General features: G+C 42.4%; 28 protein-coding genes. 25 read left to right on the forward strand and 3 right to left on the reverse strand.

The genetic code is table 11. From position 1 onward, the window contains the following. Nucleotides 1-8: 8 nt before the first annotated feature. The 5 genes from HH214_RS13690 (at nt 9) to HH214_RS13710 (ending at nt 7,020) form a co-directional block, all read left to right on the forward strand. The gene (locus HH214_RS13690) at nt 9-1,241 is read left to right on the forward strand and encodes a DUF2264 domain-containing protein (protein WP_169608531.1); all 1,233 of its coding nucleotides are present in this window, start codon (nt 9-11) and stop codon (nt 1,239-1,241) included. An 18-nt stretch (nt 1,242-1,259) separates the two neighbouring features. Beyond that, nucleotides 1,260-2,405 carry a glycoside hydrolase family 43 protein gene (locus tag HH214_RS13695; RefSeq protein WP_169608533.1) on the forward strand — a complete coding sequence of 382 codons (1,146 nt, stop codon included), beginning with the start codon at nt 1,260-1,262 and terminating at the stop codon, nt 2,403-2,405. Between the two features lies 1 nt (nt 2,406). Next, complete coding sequence (locus HH214_RS13700; protein WP_169608535.1) at nt 2,407-4,254, forward strand: glycoside hydrolase family 2 protein; 1,848 nt, start codon at nt 2,407-2,409, stop codon at nt 4,252-4,254. Nucleotides 4,255-4,265: 11 nt separating this feature from the next. Next, nucleotides 4,266-6,098 carry a glycoside hydrolase family 35 protein gene (locus tag HH214_RS13705; RefSeq protein ID WP_248282098.1) on the forward strand — a complete coding sequence of 611 codons (1,833 nt, stop codon included), beginning with the start codon at nt 4,266-4,268 and terminating at the stop codon, nt 6,096-6,098. 67 nt (nt 6,099-6,165) lie between these two features. Beyond that, nucleotides 6,166-7,020, forward strand: a complete 855-nt coding sequence (locus HH214_RS13710; RefSeq protein WP_169608537.1) for a glycoside hydrolase family 16 protein — start codon at nt 6,166-6,168, stop codon at nt 7,018-7,020. 62 nt (nt 7,021-7,082) lie between these two features. Here the strand turns inward: HH214_RS13710 and HH214_RS13715 are convergent, their stop codons facing one another. The 3 genes from HH214_RS13715 to HH214_RS13725 all read right to left on the reverse strand — a co-directional run bounded on the left by HH214_RS13715 (nt 7,083) and on the right by HH214_RS13725 (nt 9,067). Further along, nucleotides 7,083-7,553 (reverse strand): inorganic diphosphatase, encoded by a 471-nt coding sequence (locus HH214_RS13715; RefSeq protein WP_169608540.1) that lies wholly within the window; start codon nt 7,551-7,553, stop codon nt 7,083-7,085. Nucleotides 7,554-7,663: 110 nt separating this feature from the next. Beyond that, nucleotides 7,664-8,353, reverse strand: a complete 690-nt coding sequence (locus tag HH214_RS13720) for a YetF domain-containing protein (RefSeq protein WP_169608542.1) — start codon at nt 8,351-8,353, stop codon at nt 7,664-7,666. Nucleotides 8,354-8,359: 6 nt separating this feature from the next. Continuing rightward, a complete protein-coding gene (locus tag HH214_RS13725) occupies nt 8,360-9,067 on the reverse strand; it encodes a DUF421 domain-containing protein (RefSeq protein ID WP_169608544.1) in 708 nt (235 codons plus the stop codon). A 309-nt stretch (nt 9,068-9,376) separates the two neighbouring features. Between HH214_RS13725 and HH214_RS13730 the strand changes: the two genes are divergently transcribed. The 20 genes from HH214_RS13730 to rpmD all read left to right on the forward strand — a co-directional run bounded on the left by HH214_RS13730 (nt 9,377) and on the right by rpmD (nt 18,947). Next, complete coding sequence (locus HH214_RS13730) at nt 9,377-9,814, forward strand: hypothetical protein (RefSeq protein WP_169608546.1); 438 nt, start codon at nt 9,377-9,379, stop codon at nt 9,812-9,814. Nucleotides 9,815-10,161: 347 nt separating this feature from the next. Continuing rightward, the gene (gene rplC / locus HH214_RS13735) at nt 10,162-10,779 is read left to right on the forward strand and encodes a 50S ribosomal protein L3 (protein WP_169608548.1); all 618 of its coding nucleotides are present in this window, start codon (nt 10,162-10,164) and stop codon (nt 10,777-10,779) included. Nucleotide 10,780: 1 nt separating this feature from the next. After that, complete coding sequence (rplD, locus tag HH214_RS13740; RefSeq protein ID WP_169608550.1) at nt 10,781-11,410, forward strand: 50S ribosomal protein L4; 630 nt, start codon at nt 10,781-10,783, stop codon at nt 11,408-11,410. 2 nt (nt 11,411-11,412) lie between these two features. Then, the gene (gene rplW / locus HH214_RS13745; RefSeq protein WP_169608552.1) at nt 11,413-11,703 is read left to right on the forward strand and encodes a 50S ribosomal protein L23; all 291 of its coding nucleotides are present in this window, start codon (nt 11,413-11,415) and stop codon (nt 11,701-11,703) included. 8 nt (nt 11,704-11,711) lie between these two features. After that, entirely contained in the window at nt 11,712-12,536 is an 825-nt protein-coding gene (gene rplB / locus HH214_RS13750; protein ID WP_169608554.1) for a 50S ribosomal protein L2, read from the forward strand. Further along, a complete protein-coding gene (gene rpsS, locus HH214_RS13755; protein ID WP_169608555.1) occupies nt 12,536-12,802 on the forward strand; it encodes a 30S ribosomal protein S19 in 267 nt (88 codons plus the stop codon). The genes rplB and rpsS overlap by 1 nt, the downstream gene beginning before the upstream one ends. Nucleotides 12,803-12,808: 6 nt before the next feature. Then, a complete protein-coding gene (rplV, locus tag HH214_RS13760) occupies nt 12,809-13,237 on the forward strand; it encodes a 50S ribosomal protein L22 (RefSeq protein WP_169608564.1) in 429 nt (142 codons plus the stop codon). Between the two features lie 5 nt (nt 13,238-13,242). Further along, complete coding sequence (gene rpsC / locus HH214_RS13765) at nt 13,243-14,109, forward strand: 30S ribosomal protein S3 (RefSeq protein ID WP_169608566.1); 867 nt, start codon at nt 13,243-13,245, stop codon at nt 14,107-14,109. A 48-nt stretch (nt 14,110-14,157) separates the two neighbouring features. Further along, nucleotides 14,158-14,580, forward strand: coding sequence for a 50S ribosomal protein L16 (gene rplP / locus HH214_RS13770; RefSeq protein WP_169608568.1), 423 nt, complete (start codon nt 14,158-14,160; stop codon nt 14,578-14,580). Nucleotides 14,581-14,713: 133 nt separating this feature from the next. After that, the gene (gene rpmC, locus HH214_RS13775) at nt 14,714-14,923 is read left to right on the forward strand and encodes a 50S ribosomal protein L29 (RefSeq protein WP_169608570.1); all 210 of its coding nucleotides are present in this window, start codon (nt 14,714-14,716) and stop codon (nt 14,921-14,923) included. 17 nt (nt 14,924-14,940) lie between these two features. Next, nucleotides 14,941-15,195: a 30S ribosomal protein S17 gene (gene rpsQ, locus HH214_RS13780; RefSeq protein ID WP_169608572.1), complete on the forward strand. Its 255-nt coding sequence runs from the start codon at nt 14,941-14,943 to the stop codon at nt 15,193-15,195. A gap of 1 nt (nt 15,196) precedes the next feature. Then, nucleotides 15,197-15,565 carry a 50S ribosomal protein L14 gene (gene rplN, locus HH214_RS13785; RefSeq protein ID WP_169608574.1) on the forward strand — a complete coding sequence of 123 codons (369 nt, stop codon included), beginning with the start codon at nt 15,197-15,199 and terminating at the stop codon, nt 15,563-15,565. A gap of 1 nt (nt 15,566) precedes the next feature. Further along, the gene (gene rplX / locus HH214_RS13790; RefSeq protein ID WP_169608576.1) at nt 15,567-15,899 is read left to right on the forward strand and encodes a 50S ribosomal protein L24; all 333 of its coding nucleotides are present in this window, start codon (nt 15,567-15,569) and stop codon (nt 15,897-15,899) included. Then, a complete protein-coding gene (gene rplE / locus HH214_RS13795; RefSeq protein WP_169608578.1) occupies nt 15,899-16,459 on the forward strand; it encodes a 50S ribosomal protein L5 in 561 nt (186 codons plus the stop codon). Before rplX ends, rplE begins: the two co-directional genes overlap by 1 nt. Continuing rightward, nucleotides 16,459-16,728, forward strand: coding sequence for a 30S ribosomal protein S14 (gene rpsN, locus HH214_RS13800; RefSeq protein ID WP_169608580.1), 270 nt, complete (start codon nt 16,459-16,461; stop codon nt 16,726-16,728). The genes rplE and rpsN overlap by 1 nt, the downstream gene beginning before the upstream one ends. A 167-nt stretch (nt 16,729-16,895) precedes the next feature. Further along, complete coding sequence (gene rpsH, locus HH214_RS13805; RefSeq protein WP_169608582.1) at nt 16,896-17,294, forward strand: 30S ribosomal protein S8; 399 nt, start codon at nt 16,896-16,898, stop codon at nt 17,292-17,294. Nucleotides 17,295-17,316: 22 nt separating this feature from the next. After that, nucleotides 17,317-17,874 carry a 50S ribosomal protein L6 gene (rplF, locus tag HH214_RS13810; RefSeq protein WP_169608584.1) on the forward strand — a complete coding sequence of 186 codons (558 nt, stop codon included), beginning with the start codon at nt 17,317-17,319 and terminating at the stop codon, nt 17,872-17,874. Between the two features lie 5 nt (nt 17,875-17,879). After that, nucleotides 17,880-18,230 (forward strand): 50S ribosomal protein L18, encoded by a 351-nt coding sequence (gene rplR / locus HH214_RS13815; RefSeq protein WP_169608586.1) that lies wholly within the window; start codon nt 17,880-17,882, stop codon nt 18,228-18,230. 12 nt (nt 18,231-18,242) lie between these two features. Then, a complete protein-coding gene (gene rpsE / locus HH214_RS13820; protein ID WP_169608588.1) occupies nt 18,243-18,761 on the forward strand; it encodes a 30S ribosomal protein S5 in 519 nt (172 codons plus the stop codon). A 6-nt stretch (nt 18,762-18,767) separates the two neighbouring features. Beyond that, the gene (rpmD, locus tag HH214_RS13825; RefSeq protein WP_169608589.1) at nt 18,768-18,947 is read left to right on the forward strand and encodes a 50S ribosomal protein L30; all 180 of its coding nucleotides are present in this window, start codon (nt 18,768-18,770) and stop codon (nt 18,945-18,947) included. The last annotated feature ends 4 nt before the right edge of the window (nt 18,948-18,951 follow it).

The following is an 18,951-nucleotide window of genomic DNA, read 5'->3' on the forward strand; positions in this document are numbered from 1 at the left end:
ATCATCCTATGAAAAAACTACTTCTTACTTTCTTCATCATACCTTACTGCCTAACTGGCATTGCACAGAAAAAGGCTGCTAAAGCGGAAAATACTCGGCAAGTATGGCTGACCTATATGGATAAAGTAGCCCGGCCTGTAATAGAAAACATAGCACAAAATAAGCTGAAAGCCAACATGCCGGTACAGCTATCAGACCGGATTGATAACCGGGAAAGCCGTAGCAAAGTTGCCTACTTGGAAGCCTTTGCCCGTACCCTAAGTGGTATTGCACCCTGGCTGCAATTGGAAGGCGGCAATGCTACCGAAGTACAATTGCGAAATCAATATCGTACTTGGGCACTGCAAGGTATAGCTAATGCCGTGAACCCTCAGGCAAAAGATTATTTGCAATGGAACGGTGGGCAACCGCTGGTAGATGCCTCGTATGTAGCTTTAGCTTTAATCCGTTCGCCTTGGCTTTGGGAACATCTGGATCAAAATGTGCAAAAGCAAGTGGTGGATGCCTTGAAAATTACCCGTAATACCGTACCCGTTTATACCAATTGGATACTGTTTAGCGGTGTTATTGAAGCATTTTTCTGCAAGTATGATTTAGGTTATGACCCGGTTCGGGTAGAATATGGTGTACGTGAGTTTACCCAGCACTGGTATGTGGGTGATGGAATGTTTTCTGATGGGATGCAGTTTCATTACGATTATTACAGCAGTATCGTGATCTACCCCAACCTAAGCACCATGCTGGATGTGACAAATGATAAGTACAAAAGTTATCCGCGAGAACGGGAGTTTGTGAAACAGATTGGTCAGCGTTACGCTCAGATATTAGAACGGCTGGTTAATACCGATGGTAGCTATCCTGCAACCGGGCGTTCTATCGTGTATCGAAGCGGTGTATTTCATCATCTGGCCAACGTGGCTTACAAAAAACAATTACCAGAATCCTTAAAGCCGGCTCAGGTACGTGAAGCGTTAACTGCCGTTATCAAAAAAACGTTGGGTGCACCCGAAACTTTTACTAAAGAAGGTTGGCTTAACATTGGCTTATATGGTAAGCAACCCGGCCTGGCTGATTTTTATACCACTACGGGTAGCTTATATATCTGCAGCAATGTATTTCTGCCTTTGGGCCTGCCTGAAACCGATGAGTTCTGGAGCGCACCGCCGCAACCCTGGACTTCCGTAAAAATTTGGAATGGCCAAGATGTACAAGCCGATCATGCTCTGGATATCAGAAGATAAGTTAATACGAACCTAACTATGAATTTCAATAAAATATTTTTCGGCACTAAGCTCTTGGTAGCTGGCTTACTCGCTATTTCGTTTGCTGCTCATGCGCAAGAAACGGTTACTAGCAAAGCGGCTAAACTAACTCAATTTACGCCGGGCACTATCTGGCCGGATAATAAAGGCGTACATATCAATGCGCATGGCGGTGGAATGCTGTATCAAAAAGGTACTTATTACTGGTTTGGCGAGCATAAAATTGCAGGCGGTGCCGGTAACCGGGCTATGGTGGGCGTGCATTGCTATTCCTCGAAAGACTTGTACAACTGGAAGGACGAGGGTATTGCTTTGGCTGTCTCGCCCGATACTACCAGTGATATTGCCAAAGGTTGCATACTGGAGCGCCCTAAGGTAGTGTACAATAAGAAGACTAAAAAGTACGTCATGTGGTTCCACCTGGAACTGCTGGGGCAGGGGTATAAAGCTGCACGTGCTGGTTTAGCCATTAGTGATAAAGCAACAGGGCCTTACACCTTTGTAAAAAGTTATCGCCCTAATGCCGGTTTCATGCCGATTTATCCGCCAGGCACACCCGATAATGAGAAGGTAGATTGTGCTAATCCTAAAAATAAGAGTGAAGGCTTTTTTTGCCGCGATGTACCCGGCGGCCAGATGGCCCGTGATATGAATGTGTTTGTAGATGATGACGGTAAAGCCTACCACATCTTTTCGGCCGAAGAAAACTTTACGCTGGATATTGCCGAGCTGAATGATGATTATACTGGCCATACCGGCAAGTTTACCCGGGTATATGCCGGTCATCAAACCGAAGCACCTGCTATTTTTAAGCATAATGGTACTTACTACTTAATCGGTTCGGGTACCACGGGTTGGGCTCCTAATCCGGCACGCTGGTTCTCGGCACCTTCTATTTGGGGACCGTGGACGTATCATGGTAACCCATGTGTAGGCACTGGTTCTGAAATTACATTTGGCGGTCAAAGTACTTATGTACTCCCGGTAGTCGGTAAAAAGGATGCTTTCATTTTTATGGCTGATAAGTGGACGCCTAAAGATGCCATTGATGGCCGTTATTTATGGTTGCCTATTGTTTTCAAAGGCAATGATATAGAAATTGATTGGTTAGACAAGTGGGATTTAAGCGCTTTTAAAAAGTAAGATGAAGAAACTCATACTCCTTTTATTCATCGTAACTTCTTTAACCAGGGTTTACGCCCAGGATAGCCTGATTACGAATATTGGTTCACGTAAAGCACTTTCCTTAAATGGTAGCTGGCAATACATTGTTGACCCTTACGAAACCGGGTTTTATGATTACCGCTACCATGAACTAAATGAAAAAAACGGTGATGCTTACTGGAACACCGATGTGCCCGCGAATAAAACTGATAAAAAGGAACATGGCTATATAGCTAAATATACTTTACAGGTACCCGGCGATTGGAATCATCAAAAACCTGAGTTTGTTTATTATGAAGGAACAGTCTGGTATAAAAAATCTTTTGATTTTCATCCTGCTGAATCCGCAACTCGTTACTTCTTGTATTTCGGTGCGGTAAATTACCGGGCCGATGTTTACCTGAATGGTAAAAAAATGGGTATGCACAAAGGTGGGTTTACACCTTTTAACTTTGAGGTGCCTGTATCTTTACTGAAAGCTACGGGCAATTTTTTGGTAGTTAAGGTAGATAATAAGCGTTATGCCGATGAAGTACCTACCCTGAATACCGATTGGTGGAACTATGGCGGCATCACCCGTGATGTAAAGCTGGTAGAAGTACCGCAAAGCTTTATTCAAGATTATGTAATTCAATTGAAAAAGCCATTGCCGGGAAAAGCACCTGCTGCAATGCCCGAAGTTACTGGTTGGATCAGGCTGAATCAGGCTCAATCCGGCGGAAACATCACCATTACTATACCTGAGTTGAAGCTTAAGAAGCAAGTAGCCGTTATTGGTGCAATCACGCCGGTTAGCTTCAAGTTACCTAAGCTTCAGTTATGGTCGCCCGAACACCCGAAACTATATCAGGTAATCGTAGCTACCTCCAATGATAGGGTAGAGGATAAAATAGGCTTTCGTACTGTGGAAGCTTATGGCAAGCAGGTGCTGCTGAATGGCAAGCCTATTTTTATGCGAGGTATCAGCATTCATGGCGAAATTCCTCAGGAAGTACGTAGGGCTGTGGGGCCGGAAGATGCTAAGCAACTGCTGGGGCAGGCACGTGAGTTAGGCTGCAATATGGTAAGGCTGGCCCATTACCCACACGATGAAGCCATGACCCGTTTGGCCGATTCATTAGGTATATTGGTATGGTCGGAAATACCCGTGTACTGGACTATCAACTTTGGTAGCCAGGAAGTTTTGAACAAAGCCAAGGCACAGTTAAAGGAAATGATTACCCGCGATCATAATCGGGCTAGTATCATTATCTGGTCGGTAGGTAATGAAACGCCGGTTAGTCAAACCCGAACTGATTTTATGCATAGCCTGATTACTGAAGCTAAGCGATTAGATTCTACCCGCATGATATCAGCTGCATTAGAAGTGAATTATAGTGCGCTTAAAGATATCAATGAGGTAAATGATCCATTGGGGCAGTTTGTGGATTTGGTTGCTTTTAATGAATACCTGGGCTGGTATGGTGGCTTGCCCGATAAATGCCGTACTACCAACTGGAGTACGCCATATAATAAACCATTATTTATCAGCGAAACCGGAGCCGGTGCTAAAGGTGGCTTTCATGCCGATTCATTAACGCGCTTTAGCGAAGAATTTCAGGAGTGGTATTACAAAGAGCAAATAGCCATGCTGAAACGTATGCCGGTTAACTTTGTGGGCCTGTCGCCTTGGGTGTTGAATGATTTCAGGTCGCCTAAACGTAACAACCCTATTTATCAGGAAGGTTGGAACCGCAAAGGGTTGTATGATGATAAAGGCAACAAAAAGAAAGCCTTTTACATTATGCAGGCCTATTATAATGAAATGAAAAAGAAAACGATTAAATAACTTTTATGGGTTTGAAAAATACATTATTGGCGCTACTTGCAGGCAGCGTTATGCTTACTTCTTCTCCAGGAATTTATGCCCAGGCTAAGCATACGTTTGGCTTTGGAGATGAATCCTTTTTGCTGGATAGCAAACCATTTCAGATGATAAGCGGCGAAATGCATTATCCGCGTGTGCCGCGCGAAGCTTGGCGTGCACGTATGAAAATGGCCAAAGCTATGGGGTTGAATACGATAGGTACTTACGTGTTCTGGAATGTGCATGAGCCGCAAAAAGGCAAGTTCGATTTTACTGGTAATAACGATATTGTGGAATTTGTTAAAATTGCCCAGCAGGAAGGCTTGTGGGTGATATTGCGCCCTAGTCCTTATGTATGTGCCGAGTGGGAATTTGGCGGCTACCCTTATTGGTTGCAAAACGAAAAAGGTTTGGTAGTACGCAGTAAAGACCCGCAATATTTGAAAGAATACGAAACTTACATTAAAGAAGTAGGTAAGCGTTTGGCTCCGCTGCAAATCAATCATGGCGGTAATATTCTGATGGTGCAGATTGAGAATGAATATGGCTCATACGGCAGCGATAAAGAATACTTAGCCATCAACCAGAGAATGTTTAAAGAGGCAGGGTTCGATGGTCTGTTATATACCTGTGATCCCGGAGCTGATGTGGCTAAAGGACATTTGCCTGGCTTGCTGCCTGGCATTAATGGAATTGATGATCCGGTTAAAGTAAGGGCTTTAGTTAACGAGAATCATGGTGGTAAAGGCCCGTACTACATTGCCGAATGGTACCCGGCCTGGTTTGATTGGTGGGGTACTAAACACCATACTGTAGCTGCCAAAGAATATACCAGCAAACTGGATGGTGTGTTGGCCGCAGGTATATCCATCAATATGTACATGTTTCATGGCGGTACTACTCGTGGTTTCATGAACGGTGCCAATTATAAAGACAATACGCCTTTTGAGCCACAGGTAAGCAGCTACGATTATGATGCACCTTTGGATGAGGCAGGAAATGCTACGCCCAAGTTTATGGCTTTTCGCAGCGTAATTGAAAAGCATCTACCGAAAGGGCAAACATTGCCGGCGGTACCTGCATCTAAGCCGGTAATCAGCATTCCGCAAATTACATTGAGCCAATCTGCCAGCCTGTTGAGCAACCTGCCGGCACCCAAGTCTAATCTAACCCCGCTTACATTTGAAGACCTGCACCAGGATTATGGTTTTGTACTTTACCGTACTACCCTGCAAGGCGGTAAAAGCGGGTTACTAAAGCTGAAAGAACTGCGGGATTATGCCTTAGTAATGGTAAATGGCAAAACTATAGGTACGCTGGACCGTAGGCTTAAGCAAGATAGCTTGCAATTGGAGTTACCTCAGGGTAAAGTAACGTTAGATATACTGGTGGAGAACCTGGGCCGCATCAACTTTGGCAAATACCTGCTGCAAAACAAAAAAGGAATTACCGAAAAAGTGCTGTTTGGCGATAATGAGGTGCAGCACTGGCAAATGTACAGCTTGCCACTGGCCGATGTGAGTACTGTCCGTTACGGTGGCACTACTGCTGCAAACGCGCAGGTTCCTGTTATTCGCAAAGGCAGCTTCAACCTTACCAAGGTAGCCGATACGTATTTGGATATGAGTGCCTGGGGCAAGGGGGTGGTATGGATTAACGGTCATAACCTGGGCCGGTATTGGCGTGTTGGTCCACAACAAACATTATATGTACCAGGTGAGTGGCTTAAATCTGGCCGTAACGAAGTGGTGGTGTTCGAACAGCTCAAGCCTCAGCAAACACAATTGAAAGCTTTAGACCATCCTATATTGGATCAGGTGCAGTAACAACGTTTGCCATAAATAATCCTTTTAATTGTAGTACCTGTCAGGATAAATAAATACCAATAATACTATGAAGTTCATAAAGTATAGCATCGGTTTATTTTGCCTAAGTATAGGCTTTTATCAGGCTGCAAAAGGGCAAACACTAACTGCTGATACAGCAGGAGGCTATAAATTAGTATGGGCTGATGAGTTTAACACCGAAGGCGTGCCTGATGTCAGCAACTGGCAGTATGAGCAAGGCTTTGTACGTAACCATGAACTGCAATGGTATCAGCCAGAAAATGCCAGATGCCATAAGGGTATGCTGGTTATTGAAGCGCAAAAGGTTCATCAGCCTAACCCTAATTATGTGGCGCAAAGTACCAACTGGAAAACCAACCGTCAGTTTATTGAATACACTTCATCCAGCATGAATACGCGCAACCTGCACCAATGGCAATATGGCCGAATGGTAATGCGAGGTCGTATTGATACGGATGCCGGTTTGTGGCCTGCCTTCTGGACTTTAGGTGTTACACAACCCTGGCCCTCAAATGGTGAAATTGATATTATGGAGTATTACCGTGGCAAACTGCTGGCTAATATTGCCTGTGGTACGGCTACGCCTTCAAAAGCCAAGTGGTACAGCACGGCCAAACCACTGCCAGAATTTAACGACCCTAAGTGGAGCAAAAAGTTTCATGTATGGCGTATGGATTGGGATAAAACCGCCATCAGTCTTTATGTAGATGATTTGCTGCTAAACAGGGTAGAATTAAAAAATTTGGTAAATCAAGATAGTACCGGTTTTAACCCGTTCAACCAGCCGCATTACATCTTGCTTAACCTGACGTTGGGCGGTGATAATGGCGGTGATGTATCAGCTACCCACCTTCCGAAACGATTTGAGGTAGATTACGTACGGGTATATCAACAACAATAAAAAACGGGCTCTTTGCTGTATTGATAATACAATAAAGAGCCCGTTTTATTCGAAGATAGTCCTTATTGAATTTCTTTAGAGGCTGCTTCAGCATCAAGCCTTTCTAAAACCTCAAATTTTTTGCCCGCCTGCTCATTATAATTTTGAAAGAAGTATTCTATCTGGCTGATGATACCTTCAGGCAGATGTTCAAGATCTTTTACATCCTTAAACAACTGCGATACTTCAGGTACGCCTAAAAAGCGGTCGTTACGCATAGTTTTACCATTGCGTTCGGTTTGCTGCGCCTTAATGGAGCCAATGATACGGCAATCCATACAGCAACCCGGAAAGCTGTTGATTTCAGAAATAATAATCATGTCTAACGGATCGCCATCTTCGCCTTTGGTGCCCGGAATAAAGCCAAAATCGAACGGAAATACTAAGCCGGCCGGTAGTACTTTCATCAATTTGAAACATTTGGTTTCCGGTTCATAATCATACTTGTGGCCACTACCCTTAGGGCTTTCTACTATTACGTTTACTATTTTCATGCTAAATATTTTTTAGGTTGAATAATGGATATGCCCGATAGCATATCACAGTTCATAATTCTGCTGTTGGGTTAGGTGTTGGTGTCATAACATTATGGTGAGTGATAAGTTTACTCAACCGCGTCCGTCCATTTACAATCACCACATTGAGGGCATTGCTGTTTATCGTCATCAGATTTTTTCTGGGTGAGACCACAGGTCTGGCATACCATTTTTTCACCGGTTTTTTTAAAGCGATTATTAAAATCCTCATCCCAGTGTGGTATGATTGACAAGCCAGGCTTTGGCGTTTCTTCTTGTATTAGGGTGAATGAACCATTAGCTTCCATATAAAAGCGCTTTACTTCTCCCAACTGTTTTATACCGTTTGAGCGGAGCTGTGATACCAGTCTTTCGCGGGTTAAACGCACTTTTTTCATATTTTTCAAGTCCATAACCGAATCTTTCACCAGCACATCAATGTTGCCTTGTATAAATTTTTCAAAGTTCTGGCTTTTGTAAGCTCTGGCAGCAATCCACCGTTCGGTAAATACTACTACAATAGCAATAGCTACAGCAGGCAGTAAACCACGGTCTGGCGCTTGCAAAGGCACACCAATGGCTGCAGCTAACGATACTAAAGCCGCCATTTCAGTACGGCCTATTTGCGATGACATACGCTTACCAATTAAGCGCATAGATACTATGAGCAACAGGTAAACAAATGCCGCCCGGATAATTAGTTCTATATAAAAGCTATATGGTACATCACCAACCAGTATTCTGGCCCAGTCGGTTAACTTAACATCTTCTGTTTGCATAAGTTTTTAGTTAATAGCGTTTACCCACTCATCATGTCCGCAGTGGTTGCATGCTGTGTCTTGCTGGCTCTGCGGTTTTATCAATCCACAGCTTACACAGACCATCAATTGGATAGACTGTGGCGGTTGGGTTGATGCCTGATGCTGTATTTGCATGATTTCCTGATCATCGGGCGGTAAAATAGGTAATCCGGATTTGGGCTGATTAGATTTAAAAACACTGAAAACACCTTCAGCTTCTGCATACAGTCGGTCAACCATTCCTAAATTGAAAATTTTCTGTTGTCTTAACTCCGCATAAATTTGCTGGCGCGATATGCGGTCTTTTTCCATTTGTTCCAGTTGCAATACACCATCTTTAACCAATAAACTGGTTTTGCCCTGAGCTATGTCTTCAAACTTACCTCTGCGAAAGCCAATCAAGCTGATACCCCGCTGAAAAAACACTGCACAAACCAGCAATAAGGCACCTTGCAGTAAGCCCCTGTCGGGCACCTGCATGGGTACAGAAACTATGGCACCCAGTGTTAGCATCACTGCTAATTCCATAATAGTTAACTGACCGATCATACGCTTACCCAGCCAGCGTACAATAAACAGTAGAACGATATAGATAATCAGCGTACGGATGAAAGTTTCTAATAAAAATTCAGGTGGTGCCTGGCCAAACAAGATGCGCTTGAAATCCTCTAAATGAATTTCTTCTTTTTTCATTATTTTAACGTAAATGAGTTAAGGAGTATGAGGTGTTTAGCAAATTTATATCAGGTGCAGAAATGAAATACTCAATGGGTAAACACGAGAACTTACCTGGTGTTTCTTAATAGTTAATAAATTATTGCATAGGGGAGGTGTAGGGGCCATTCATCAGCACATACAAACATTTCATAATAATTGAAGGTTGCTAACTATAACTAATAACAAGTTTTAACGGCGTGGCTTATTATTTACCGTTGCTGTGCTTCTACTATACTTTCTTAAACGCCAGCCACAGCTATTGCACATTTATAAGAAAAATTAAGTATGACGAGCGTATCTAAAATCGTAGCTGGTAGCATTGTAGGCACTTCATTTATGACCTTGTTTAGTCATTTGGTATCTGAAAAAAGTGGCAAGCAGTTTAATGAGGCCGAAATTCTGAGTGAATTATTAAACCGCTTAACTCCTTTAACCAAACAGCAAGCCAGATGGTTGGGTTGGTCTTCTCATTACCTGGTAGGTGTTATTTTTGCAACATTATATGCACAGTATCTAAAAAAAGCTGGCAAGCACCCTACCATAACTAATGGTGCTGTTTTTGGTGCATTAAGCGGCTTAGGAGGGGCATGGGTATGGAAAATGGTTTTTAAAATGCACCCTAATCCACCCGGTGTCGATCTGAAAAATTTTTATAAGCAGTTGGTGTTAGCCCATGTTGTTTTTGGCAGCTCGGTTGCTTTAGTTTTTAAGGCTGATGTTTAAGAATGTATGATGTTGTGCAAGTAAAAACGTTAGCTCGATAGGAGCAAAGCATTTTAATAGTGCCTCCTCATAGTACGTAATGGCACAACAACAACAACAACAATTGAAAAAATGTGAGTAGAACTGCAAAAACAAGAAGCAGTATAAAACCAAAAAGCGTTGTTGATTAGATTAGGCAAATTCGCAAATTAAAACTACCTGTAATTCAGTTCCAAAAACTTTTTAAAATAATTCCGTAACTGTTTGAAAACTAATTAAAACTTTCTATCTTTGCCCTCCCTTAAACCGGGAAAATGCCTTGAACGAAGCCCTACTGCTTCGATGGGCAAAACAAAAGAAACAAAAAAATGTCAGGAATTATTGGTAAAAAAGTAGGAATGACCAGCATTTTCGACGAGGCAGGGAAAAATATTCCTTGTACAGTAATCGAAGCTGGCCCTTGCGTGGTAACTCACGTTAAGTCTGTTGACACGGACGGATATGCAGCTATTCAGCTGGCATATGATGAGCAAAAAGAAAAAAACACCCCTGCTCCTTTAAAAGGCCATTTCCAGAAAGCCGGCACTACGCCAAAACGTAAGCTGGTTGAATTCACAACTTTCGAGGGTCAAAAAACTCTAGGTGACACTGTTACCGTGGAGATTTTTGCTGCTGGAGATTTTGTGGATGTGGTTGGTACCTCAAAAGGTAAAGGTTTTCAGGGTGTAGTAAAGCGTCATGGTTTTGGCGGTGTGGGTATGCAAACTCACGGTCAGCACAACCGTTTACGCGCTCCAGGTTCACTGGGTGCTTCATCATGGCCTTCTCGCGTATTTAAAGGTATGCGTATGGCCGGCCAAACTGGTAATGCTCGTGTAAAGGTGCAAAACCTTGAAGTGGTTAAAGTATTTGCTGAGCAAAACTTGCTGGTAGTTAAAGGTTCCATCCCTGGAGCTAAAGGTTCATTCGTAATCGTGGATAAGTAAGATGGAAGTTAACGTATTAAATGTATCAGGTCAACAAACAGGTGCCAAGGTGCAACTTCCTGATTCGGTTTTCGGTATTGAGCCTAGCGAGCATGCAGTTTATCTTGATGTTAAGCTATATTTAGCTAACCAGCGTCAAGGTACTCACAAAGCAAAACAACGTAACGAAATTGCTGGTTCAACCCGCAAATTACATAAACAAAAAGGTACAGGTGGTGCCCGTGCCGGTAGCATCAAATCGCCATTGTTTAATGGTGGTGGCCGTGTGTTCGGTCCGCAACCGCGCGATTATAGCTTCAAGCTGAACAAAAAGCTGAAAGCATTGGCTCGTAAATCAGCCCTGACTTACAAAGCTCAGGATAACAGCATTGTAGTTTTAGAAGACTTCAATTTTGATTCTATCAAAACTAAAAACTATGCTAAGCTGGTAGCTGACTTAAACTTCAGTAATGAAAAAACATTATTGGTGTTGCCTGCAGCTAATAACAATATTTATTTATCAAGCAGAAACCTGAAAAAAGTTAAGGTAATTACTGCCGATCAGTTAAACACTTATGATGTGTTAAATGCTGGTAAGCTTTTATTAACTACAGGTTCTGTTAAAACGCTGGAGGAGGCATTCGCTAAGTAATTATGGAAGTATTAAAAAAGCCTTTACTTACTGAGAAAGTATCTCTGCTGACAGAGAAACTGAATCGTTATGCTTTTAAAGTTGACCCTAAAGCGAATAAAATTCAAATTAAGGCAGCTATCGAAGCAATGTATGGTGTAAACGTTGAAGCCGTAAACACCATGAAATACTCTGGAAAATTGAAGAGCCGCTACACTAAAGCAGGTACTGTAACCGGACGCCCGGCTGCTTATAAAAAAGCGATCATCACTTTGAAAGATGGTGAAACAATAGATTTTTATAGCACATTATAAAAAGAGAAATGGCAGTTAAAAGATTTAAACCGGTTACTCCGGGTACCCGCTTCAGAGTGGGCGCCGATTACTCTGATGTGACAACCAATGTTCCTGAAAAAACATTAGTAGTATCACACAAAAAATCAGGCGGACGTAACAATTCCGGTAAAATGACCATGCGTTATATCGGTGGGGGACATAAGAAATCATACCGATTGATCGACTTTAAACGTGACAAGTTTGACATCCCCGCAAAGGTTGCGACTATTGAGTACGATCCAAACCGTTCAGCCCGTATCGCCCTGTTACATTATGTAGATGGCGAAAAACGTTACATGATTGCACCAGAAGGTTTGACAGTAGGTCAAACTGTATTATCAGGTGCAGCTGTACCGCCAGAGGTTGGCAATACATTACCATTAAAGAGCATTCCACTGGGTTCAATCATTCACAACATTGAATTAAACCCAGGTCAAGGCGGTACTATCGCCCGCTCAGCAGGTACTTACGCACAACTGTCAGCTCGTGATGGCAAATACGCTATCATTAAGTTGCCTTCAGGCGAAACCCGCATGATCCTGTCAACTTGCTTGGCAACCATCGGTACTGTATCAAACGCTGAGAAAGCGAATGAAGTGTTAGGTAAAGCTGGCCGCAAGCGCTGGTTAGGTCGTCGTCCACGCGTTCGTGGTGTAGCTATGAACCCGGTAGATCACCCTATGGGTGGTGGCGAAGGCCGTGCATCAGGTGGTCACCCACGTTCACGCAAAGGTTTACTGGCTAAAGGCTACAAAACTCGCGATACCAAGAAAACATCTGATCGTTATATCATAGAAAGGAGGAAGAAATAATGGCACGTTCAATTAAAAAAGGACCATACATTGATCATAACCTTGACCGTAAAGTTGGCGTATTGAATCAATCTAATAAAAAGTCAGTGGTAAAAACATGGTCTCGTCGTTCCATGATTTCTCCTGATTTCGTTGGTCATACCTTTGCAGTACACAACGGTAACAAGTTTATACCAGTGTATGTAACTGAAAACATGGTGGGTCACAAGCTGGGAGAGTTTGCCCCAACCCGTACATTCCGTGGTCACGCAGAAAAGAAAAAATAACAGGCAATGGAAGCAAGAACAAAAATTAAGAAGTCTGTAGCTATCAGACAACGCAAAGAGCAGGAGAAAGCTCAGCAAGGAGGAGCTTCTGCTGCCAAGTTACAAAACTGCCCTACCTCACCACGCAAAATGCGTTTGGTTGTGGATTTGATCCGCGGCGAGAATGTAGAAAAAGCTTTGTACATTTTAAAATATACAAATAAAGAAGCAGCTATCCGCGTTGAAAAACTGTTGCTTTCCGCTATCAAAAACTGGGAAGCTAAAAACGAAGGTCAACGTGTTGAAGAGAGCAACTTATATGTGAAAGAAGTTTCAGTGGGTGGTGGTCGTCAGTTGAAAAGACTGCGTCCGGCTCCTCAGGGCCGCGGATACCGTATCCGTAAACGCTCTAACCACGTTACTTTAATTGTGGACAGTAAAACATCAATCAACTAATTAAGATGGGACAAAAAGCACATCCAATAGGTAACCGTTTAGGAATCATCAGAGGTTGGGATTCTAATTGGTTCGGTGGCAACAACTACTCCGATAAATTAGTTGAGGATGAAAAAATCCGCAAATATCTTTCTGTACGTATTGCAAAAGGCGGCGTATCTAAAGTAGTTATTGAGCGTACTTTAAAACGTATCACTGTTACCATCCACACTGCCCGTCCGGGTATCGTTATTGGTAAAGGTGGTCAGGAAGTTGATAAAATCAAAGAAGAGTTAAAGAAGCTGACTAAGAAAGACGTTCAAATCAACATTTTTGAAATTAAACGTCCGGAACTGGATGCTCAATTAGTAGCTGAAGGTATTGCTAAGCAATTAGAAGCTCGTATCTCTTTCCGTCGTGCCATGAAAACTTCTATTGCATCAACCATGCGTATGGGAGCTGAAGGTATCAAGATTATGTGTTCAGGTCGTTTAGGCGGTGCTGAAATGGCCCGTACCGAACAATACAAAGAAGGCAGAATTCCTCTGCATACTTTCCGTGCCGATATTGATTACGCTTTAGGCGAAGCTTTAACTACTTATGGTAAAATAGGTGTTAAAGTATGGATCTGCAAAGGCGAAGTTTACGGTAAACGTGATTTGAGCCCGAACATTGGTTCAACTAGCAGCTCAAGCGGTAGAGGTGGTCGTCCAGAAGGCGCAGCATCATTCGGTAACAATGAGCGTGGCGGTGATCGTCGTAACGACCGTGGTGGTGATCGCAGAGGCGGTAACAACAACCAACGTGGTGGCGGCAACAATCGTCCAGGTGGCCAAAACCGTCCAGGCGGCAATCGTCAGGGTGGTGGTAACCGTCCAGGCGGAAACAGATAATTAATCAAAGTCGAGACAGACATCGTTTAGATATAAAAAGCTAATAAAATGCTACAGCCAAAAAGAACGAAGTTCAGAAAGATGCAAAAAGGCAGAATGAAAGGAGTAGCTTCTCGCGGAGCTGAGCTTTCATTCGGATCTTTCGGTATAAAATCACTCGAGCCGGCCTGGATTACCAGCCGCCAGATCGAGGCTGCCCGTATTGCTGTAACACGTTTTATGAAACGTGAAGGTCAGGTTTGGATCAGAATTTTCCCTGACAAACCAGTAACTAAAAAGCCAGCAGAGGTACGTATGGGTAAAGGTAAAGGTGCTCCTGAATACTGGGTAGCGGTAGTACGCCCCGGCCGGATAATCTTCGAAGCAGAAGGTGTGCCATTAGAAGTTGCTAAAGAAGCGCTTCGCCTGGCCGCTCAGAAACTGCCTGTACAAACTAAATTTGTAATGCGTAGAGATTACGCCGAAGCATAAAGACGTTACAGGTTGTAAGTTGTGAGTTGCCTGTAAGCTTACAACCTGTAACCTGATAAATAATTAAGTATAATATAGAGGTGTTCGACGTAAGCATCCAACTTACCTCTCGAAACCCACAACTCACAAAATAATGAAAAGCTCAGAAATATCAGCGCTGTCAACTGAAGAGTTGGTTGCTAAAATTAGCGAGGAAAAAAACAGTTTAACTAAACTGAAATTTGCTCATGCAGTTTCGGCTATTGAAAACCCTCAGCGCATCAAAACGCAGCGTCGTGAAGTAGCTCGTTTAACTACTGAATTAACCAAGCGCAAAGCGGCGTCAGCTTCTGAACAGCAATAATTTTAAGCGTCGAAACAATGGAAAGAAATTTAAGAAAAACACGTACCGGTCTGGTAGTTAGCAATAAAATGGATAAATCTATTGTTGTTGCAGTACAGCGGAAGGTGAAACACCCGATCTATGGCAAGTTCGTAAACAAAACTGCCAAGTTCATGGCTCATGACGAAACTAACACTTGTGGCATTGGCGATACCGTATTGATTATGGAAACCCGTCCGCTGAGCAAAAATAAAAACTGGAGATTAGTTCAAATTTTAGAAAGGGCTAAATAAGATGGTACAACAGGAATCAAGATTAACCGTAGCCGATAACAGCGGCGCTAAAGAAGTGTTGGTAATCCGCGTATTAGGTGGTACTGCCAAACGCTATGCTTCTGTTGGCGATAAGATTGTAGTTACTGTAAAAAGCGCCCTGCCTTCAGGCAACGTGAAAAAAGGTACTGTATCTAAAGCCGTAGTGGTAAGAACCAAAAAAGAAATTCGTCGTAAAGACGGTTCTTACATTCGTTTCGACGATAACGCAGCTGTTTTGTTAAACAACCAGGATGAGCCCAGAGGTACACGTATCTTCGGTCCGGTGGCAAGAGAGCTTCGTGAAAAACAATTCATGAAAATTGTATCATTAGCACCGGAGGTATTGTAAAATGGAAAACAAAAAGTTCAAGATCAAAATAAAAAAAGGCGACACAGTTAAAGTTATTGCCGGCGACTCTAAAGGTCAGCAAGGTAAAGTAACTGAAATTATTGTAGCTAACAACCGCGCAGTGGTTGAAGGCATCAACATGATTTCAAAACATACTAAGCCTAATGCAGCTAACCCTAACGGTGGTATTGTAAAAAAAGAAGCTCCTATTCACATTTCAAACCTAGCGTTGGTTGATCCTAAAACAGGAGAAACTACCCGCGTTGGCCGTAAGAAAAGTGATGCTGGCAAATTAGTTAGAATATCAAAAAAATCAGGGGAGGAAATTAAATAATGGCTTACGTTCCAAGATTAAAATCTAAATACAAAGACGAGATCCGCACCGCACTGAAAGATAAATTTCAGTACAAAAGCGTAATGCAGGTTCCGAAGCTGGAGAAAATTGCTATCAACCAAGGTGTTGGTGCTGCAACCACTGATAAAAAACTGATTGATACTACTATTGCTGAGCTAAGCACCATAACTGGTCAGAAAGCAGTAGCATCAAAATCTAAAAAAGATATCTCGAACTTCAAATTACGTAAAAACATGCCAGTAGGTGTACGGGTAACTTTACGTGATAACAACATGTACGAGTTTTTAGATCGTTTGATTGCCGTAGCATTGCCACGTATTCGTGACTTCAAAGGTATCAACGATAAAGGTTTCGACGGTAAAGGCAATTACACTTTAGGTATTACAGAGCAAATTATCTTCCCTGAGATTAATATTGACAAAATCAATAAAATTCAAGGTATGGATATTACCTTTGTAACTTCAGCAACTAACGATGTTGAAGCTCTGGAATTGCTGAAACAATTTGGTTTACCATTTAAAAATCAAAATAATCAATAATGGCTAAAGAAGGTATCAAAGCACGTGAACGCAAACGTGCTCAATTAGTGGCCAGATATGCTGAGAAAAGAGCAGCACTGAAAGCCGCCGGTGATTATGAAGCTTTAGATAAATTACCAAAAGCATCATCACCAGTAAAATTGCACAATCGTTGCAAGCTTACCGGTCGTCCTCGTGGTTATATGCGCCAGTTTGGTATTTCACGTGTTACATTCCGTGAAATGGCCTTAGCAGGTAAAATACCAGGGGTTAAAAAAGCTAGCTGGTAACTCAAATACAGGTATCAAATTGCCGGTTGCAGGTTGAGAATTAATTTCTTACCTTTGCGGCCGGCAATTTGCAGCATATATATACCTGTAATTGCAGAAAAGAATTTTTAACCGATGGAAGGTCGTCGTCGGGAGGCGAAGGAAACCACCATCAAATTTTAACAATAATGAATACAGATCCAATCGCAGATTATCTTACCAGAGTAAGGAATGCTATTAAGGCCAACCAAAGGGTTGTTGAAATTCCTGCATCAAATCTGAAAAAGGAAATCACTAAAGTGCTTTTCGACAAAGGTTACATCGCTAACTACAAGTTTGAAGACAACGGTCCTCAAGGAAACATCAAAGTAGCGTTAAAGTATCACCCCGTAACCAAAGTATCCGCCATCCGCACATTAACCCGTGTGAGCAAACCAGGTTTGAGAAAGTATGCAGGCATGGACACTATGCCAAGAGTATTAAATGGTTTGGGTATCGCTATCGTGTCAACTTCAAAAGGAGTAATGACTGATAAAGAAGCCCGTCAGCAAAACATCGGTGGCGAAGTATTATGCTTCGTTTATTAATTGCAAGGAGGAAATTAAAGAAATGTCAAGAGTAGGAAAAGCCCCCATTACTATCCCTGCCGGCGTTACTATTGCTGTAAATGATGGCAATGTAGTAACCGTAAAAGGCCCTAAAGGTCAATTAGAGCAGGTGGTAGACGGTGATATCACTGTATCACAAGAAGACGGCGTATTGACGCTGAGCCGTCCAACAGATCAAAAACGTCATAAAGCATTACATGGTTTGTACCGTGCATTAATCAACAACATGGTTACTGGTGTAACTACTGGTTACAAACTGGAACAAGAGTTGGTTGGTGTAGGTTACCGTGCTACCAATACCGGTAATACGCTAGATTTAGTGTTGGGTTATTCTCACCACTATGTATTCGAGTTGCCAAATGAAATTAAAGTATCCACTACTGCTGAAAAAGGTAAAAACCCAACCATCATTCTAGAGTCAATCGACAAACAACTGATCGGCCAGGTTGCTGCCAAAATCCGTTCACTGCGTGCTCCAGAGCCTTACAAAGGTAAAGGTATCAAGTTTGTTGGCGAGGTATTAAGAAGAAAAGCAGGTAAATCAGCATCTAAAAAATAATCGTCATGACAGGTAAATTATCAAGAAGAGACAGAATTAAAAAAGGAATCAGAAAACGTATTTCAGGTTCTGCAGAACGTCCGCGCTTGTCAGTGTACAGAAGCAACAAAGGCATCTATGCACAAATTATTGACGATGTTGCTGGTAAAACTATCGTTTCAGCATCTTCAGCTTCAAAAGATTTTCAAGCTGAAGGTACTAAAGGCGAACAATCAGTAGCCGTTGGTAAACTGATTGCTGAAAAAGCAAAAGCTGCCGGTATCACTTCCGTAGTTTTTGACAGAAATGGATACTTGTATCATGGCCGTGTTAAACAACTGGCCGAAGGTGCACGTGAAGGTGGATTAAACTTTTAACCGAAACAAGTAATGTCAACATTAAATATAAAGAGAGTTAAAACCAGCGAGATTGAATTAAAAGATCGCTTGGTAAGCATACAACGTGTTGCCAAGGTAACCAAAGGTGGCCGTACTTTCAGCTTTTCAGCCATTGTTGTGGTTGGTGATGAAAACGGTGTAGTAGGTTATGGCTTAGGCAAAGCAAAAGAGGTTACTGAAGCAATTGCTAAAGGTATCGATGATGCTAAAAAGAACCTGGTAAAAGTGCCTATCATCAATGGTACTGTACCTCATGAGCAAATTGGTAAATTTTCAGGTGGCTTCGTATTCATTAAGCCAGCCGCAAACGGTACTGGTGTAATTGCTGGTGGTGCGATGCGTGCCGTTCTGGAGTCAGCTGGTGTACATAACGTATTAGCTAAATCAAAAGGTTCATCAAACCCGCACAACGTGGTTAAAGCCACTGTAGCAGCATTAGCGCAATTGCGTGATGCTTATACCGTAGCTCAGCACCGTGGCGTTAATTTAGGTAAAGTATTTAACGGATAATCAGTCATGGCGAAAATCAAAATAACTCAGATTAAAAGCGTGATCGATAGAAGTGAGCGCCAGAAAAAAACCATTGAAGCTTTAGGTTTAAAGAAAATTAACCATAGCGTAGAAGTGGAAGCTAATGATGCTATCATCGGCATGATTAGAAAAGTTAATCATTTGGTAGCAGTAGAAAACATTTAATGTT

The sequence above is a fragment of the Mucilaginibacter robiniae genome, assembly GCF_012849215.1.
GTDB classification, from domain to species: domain Bacteria; phylum Bacteroidota; class Bacteroidia; order Sphingobacteriales; family Sphingobacteriaceae; genus Mucilaginibacter; species Mucilaginibacter robiniae.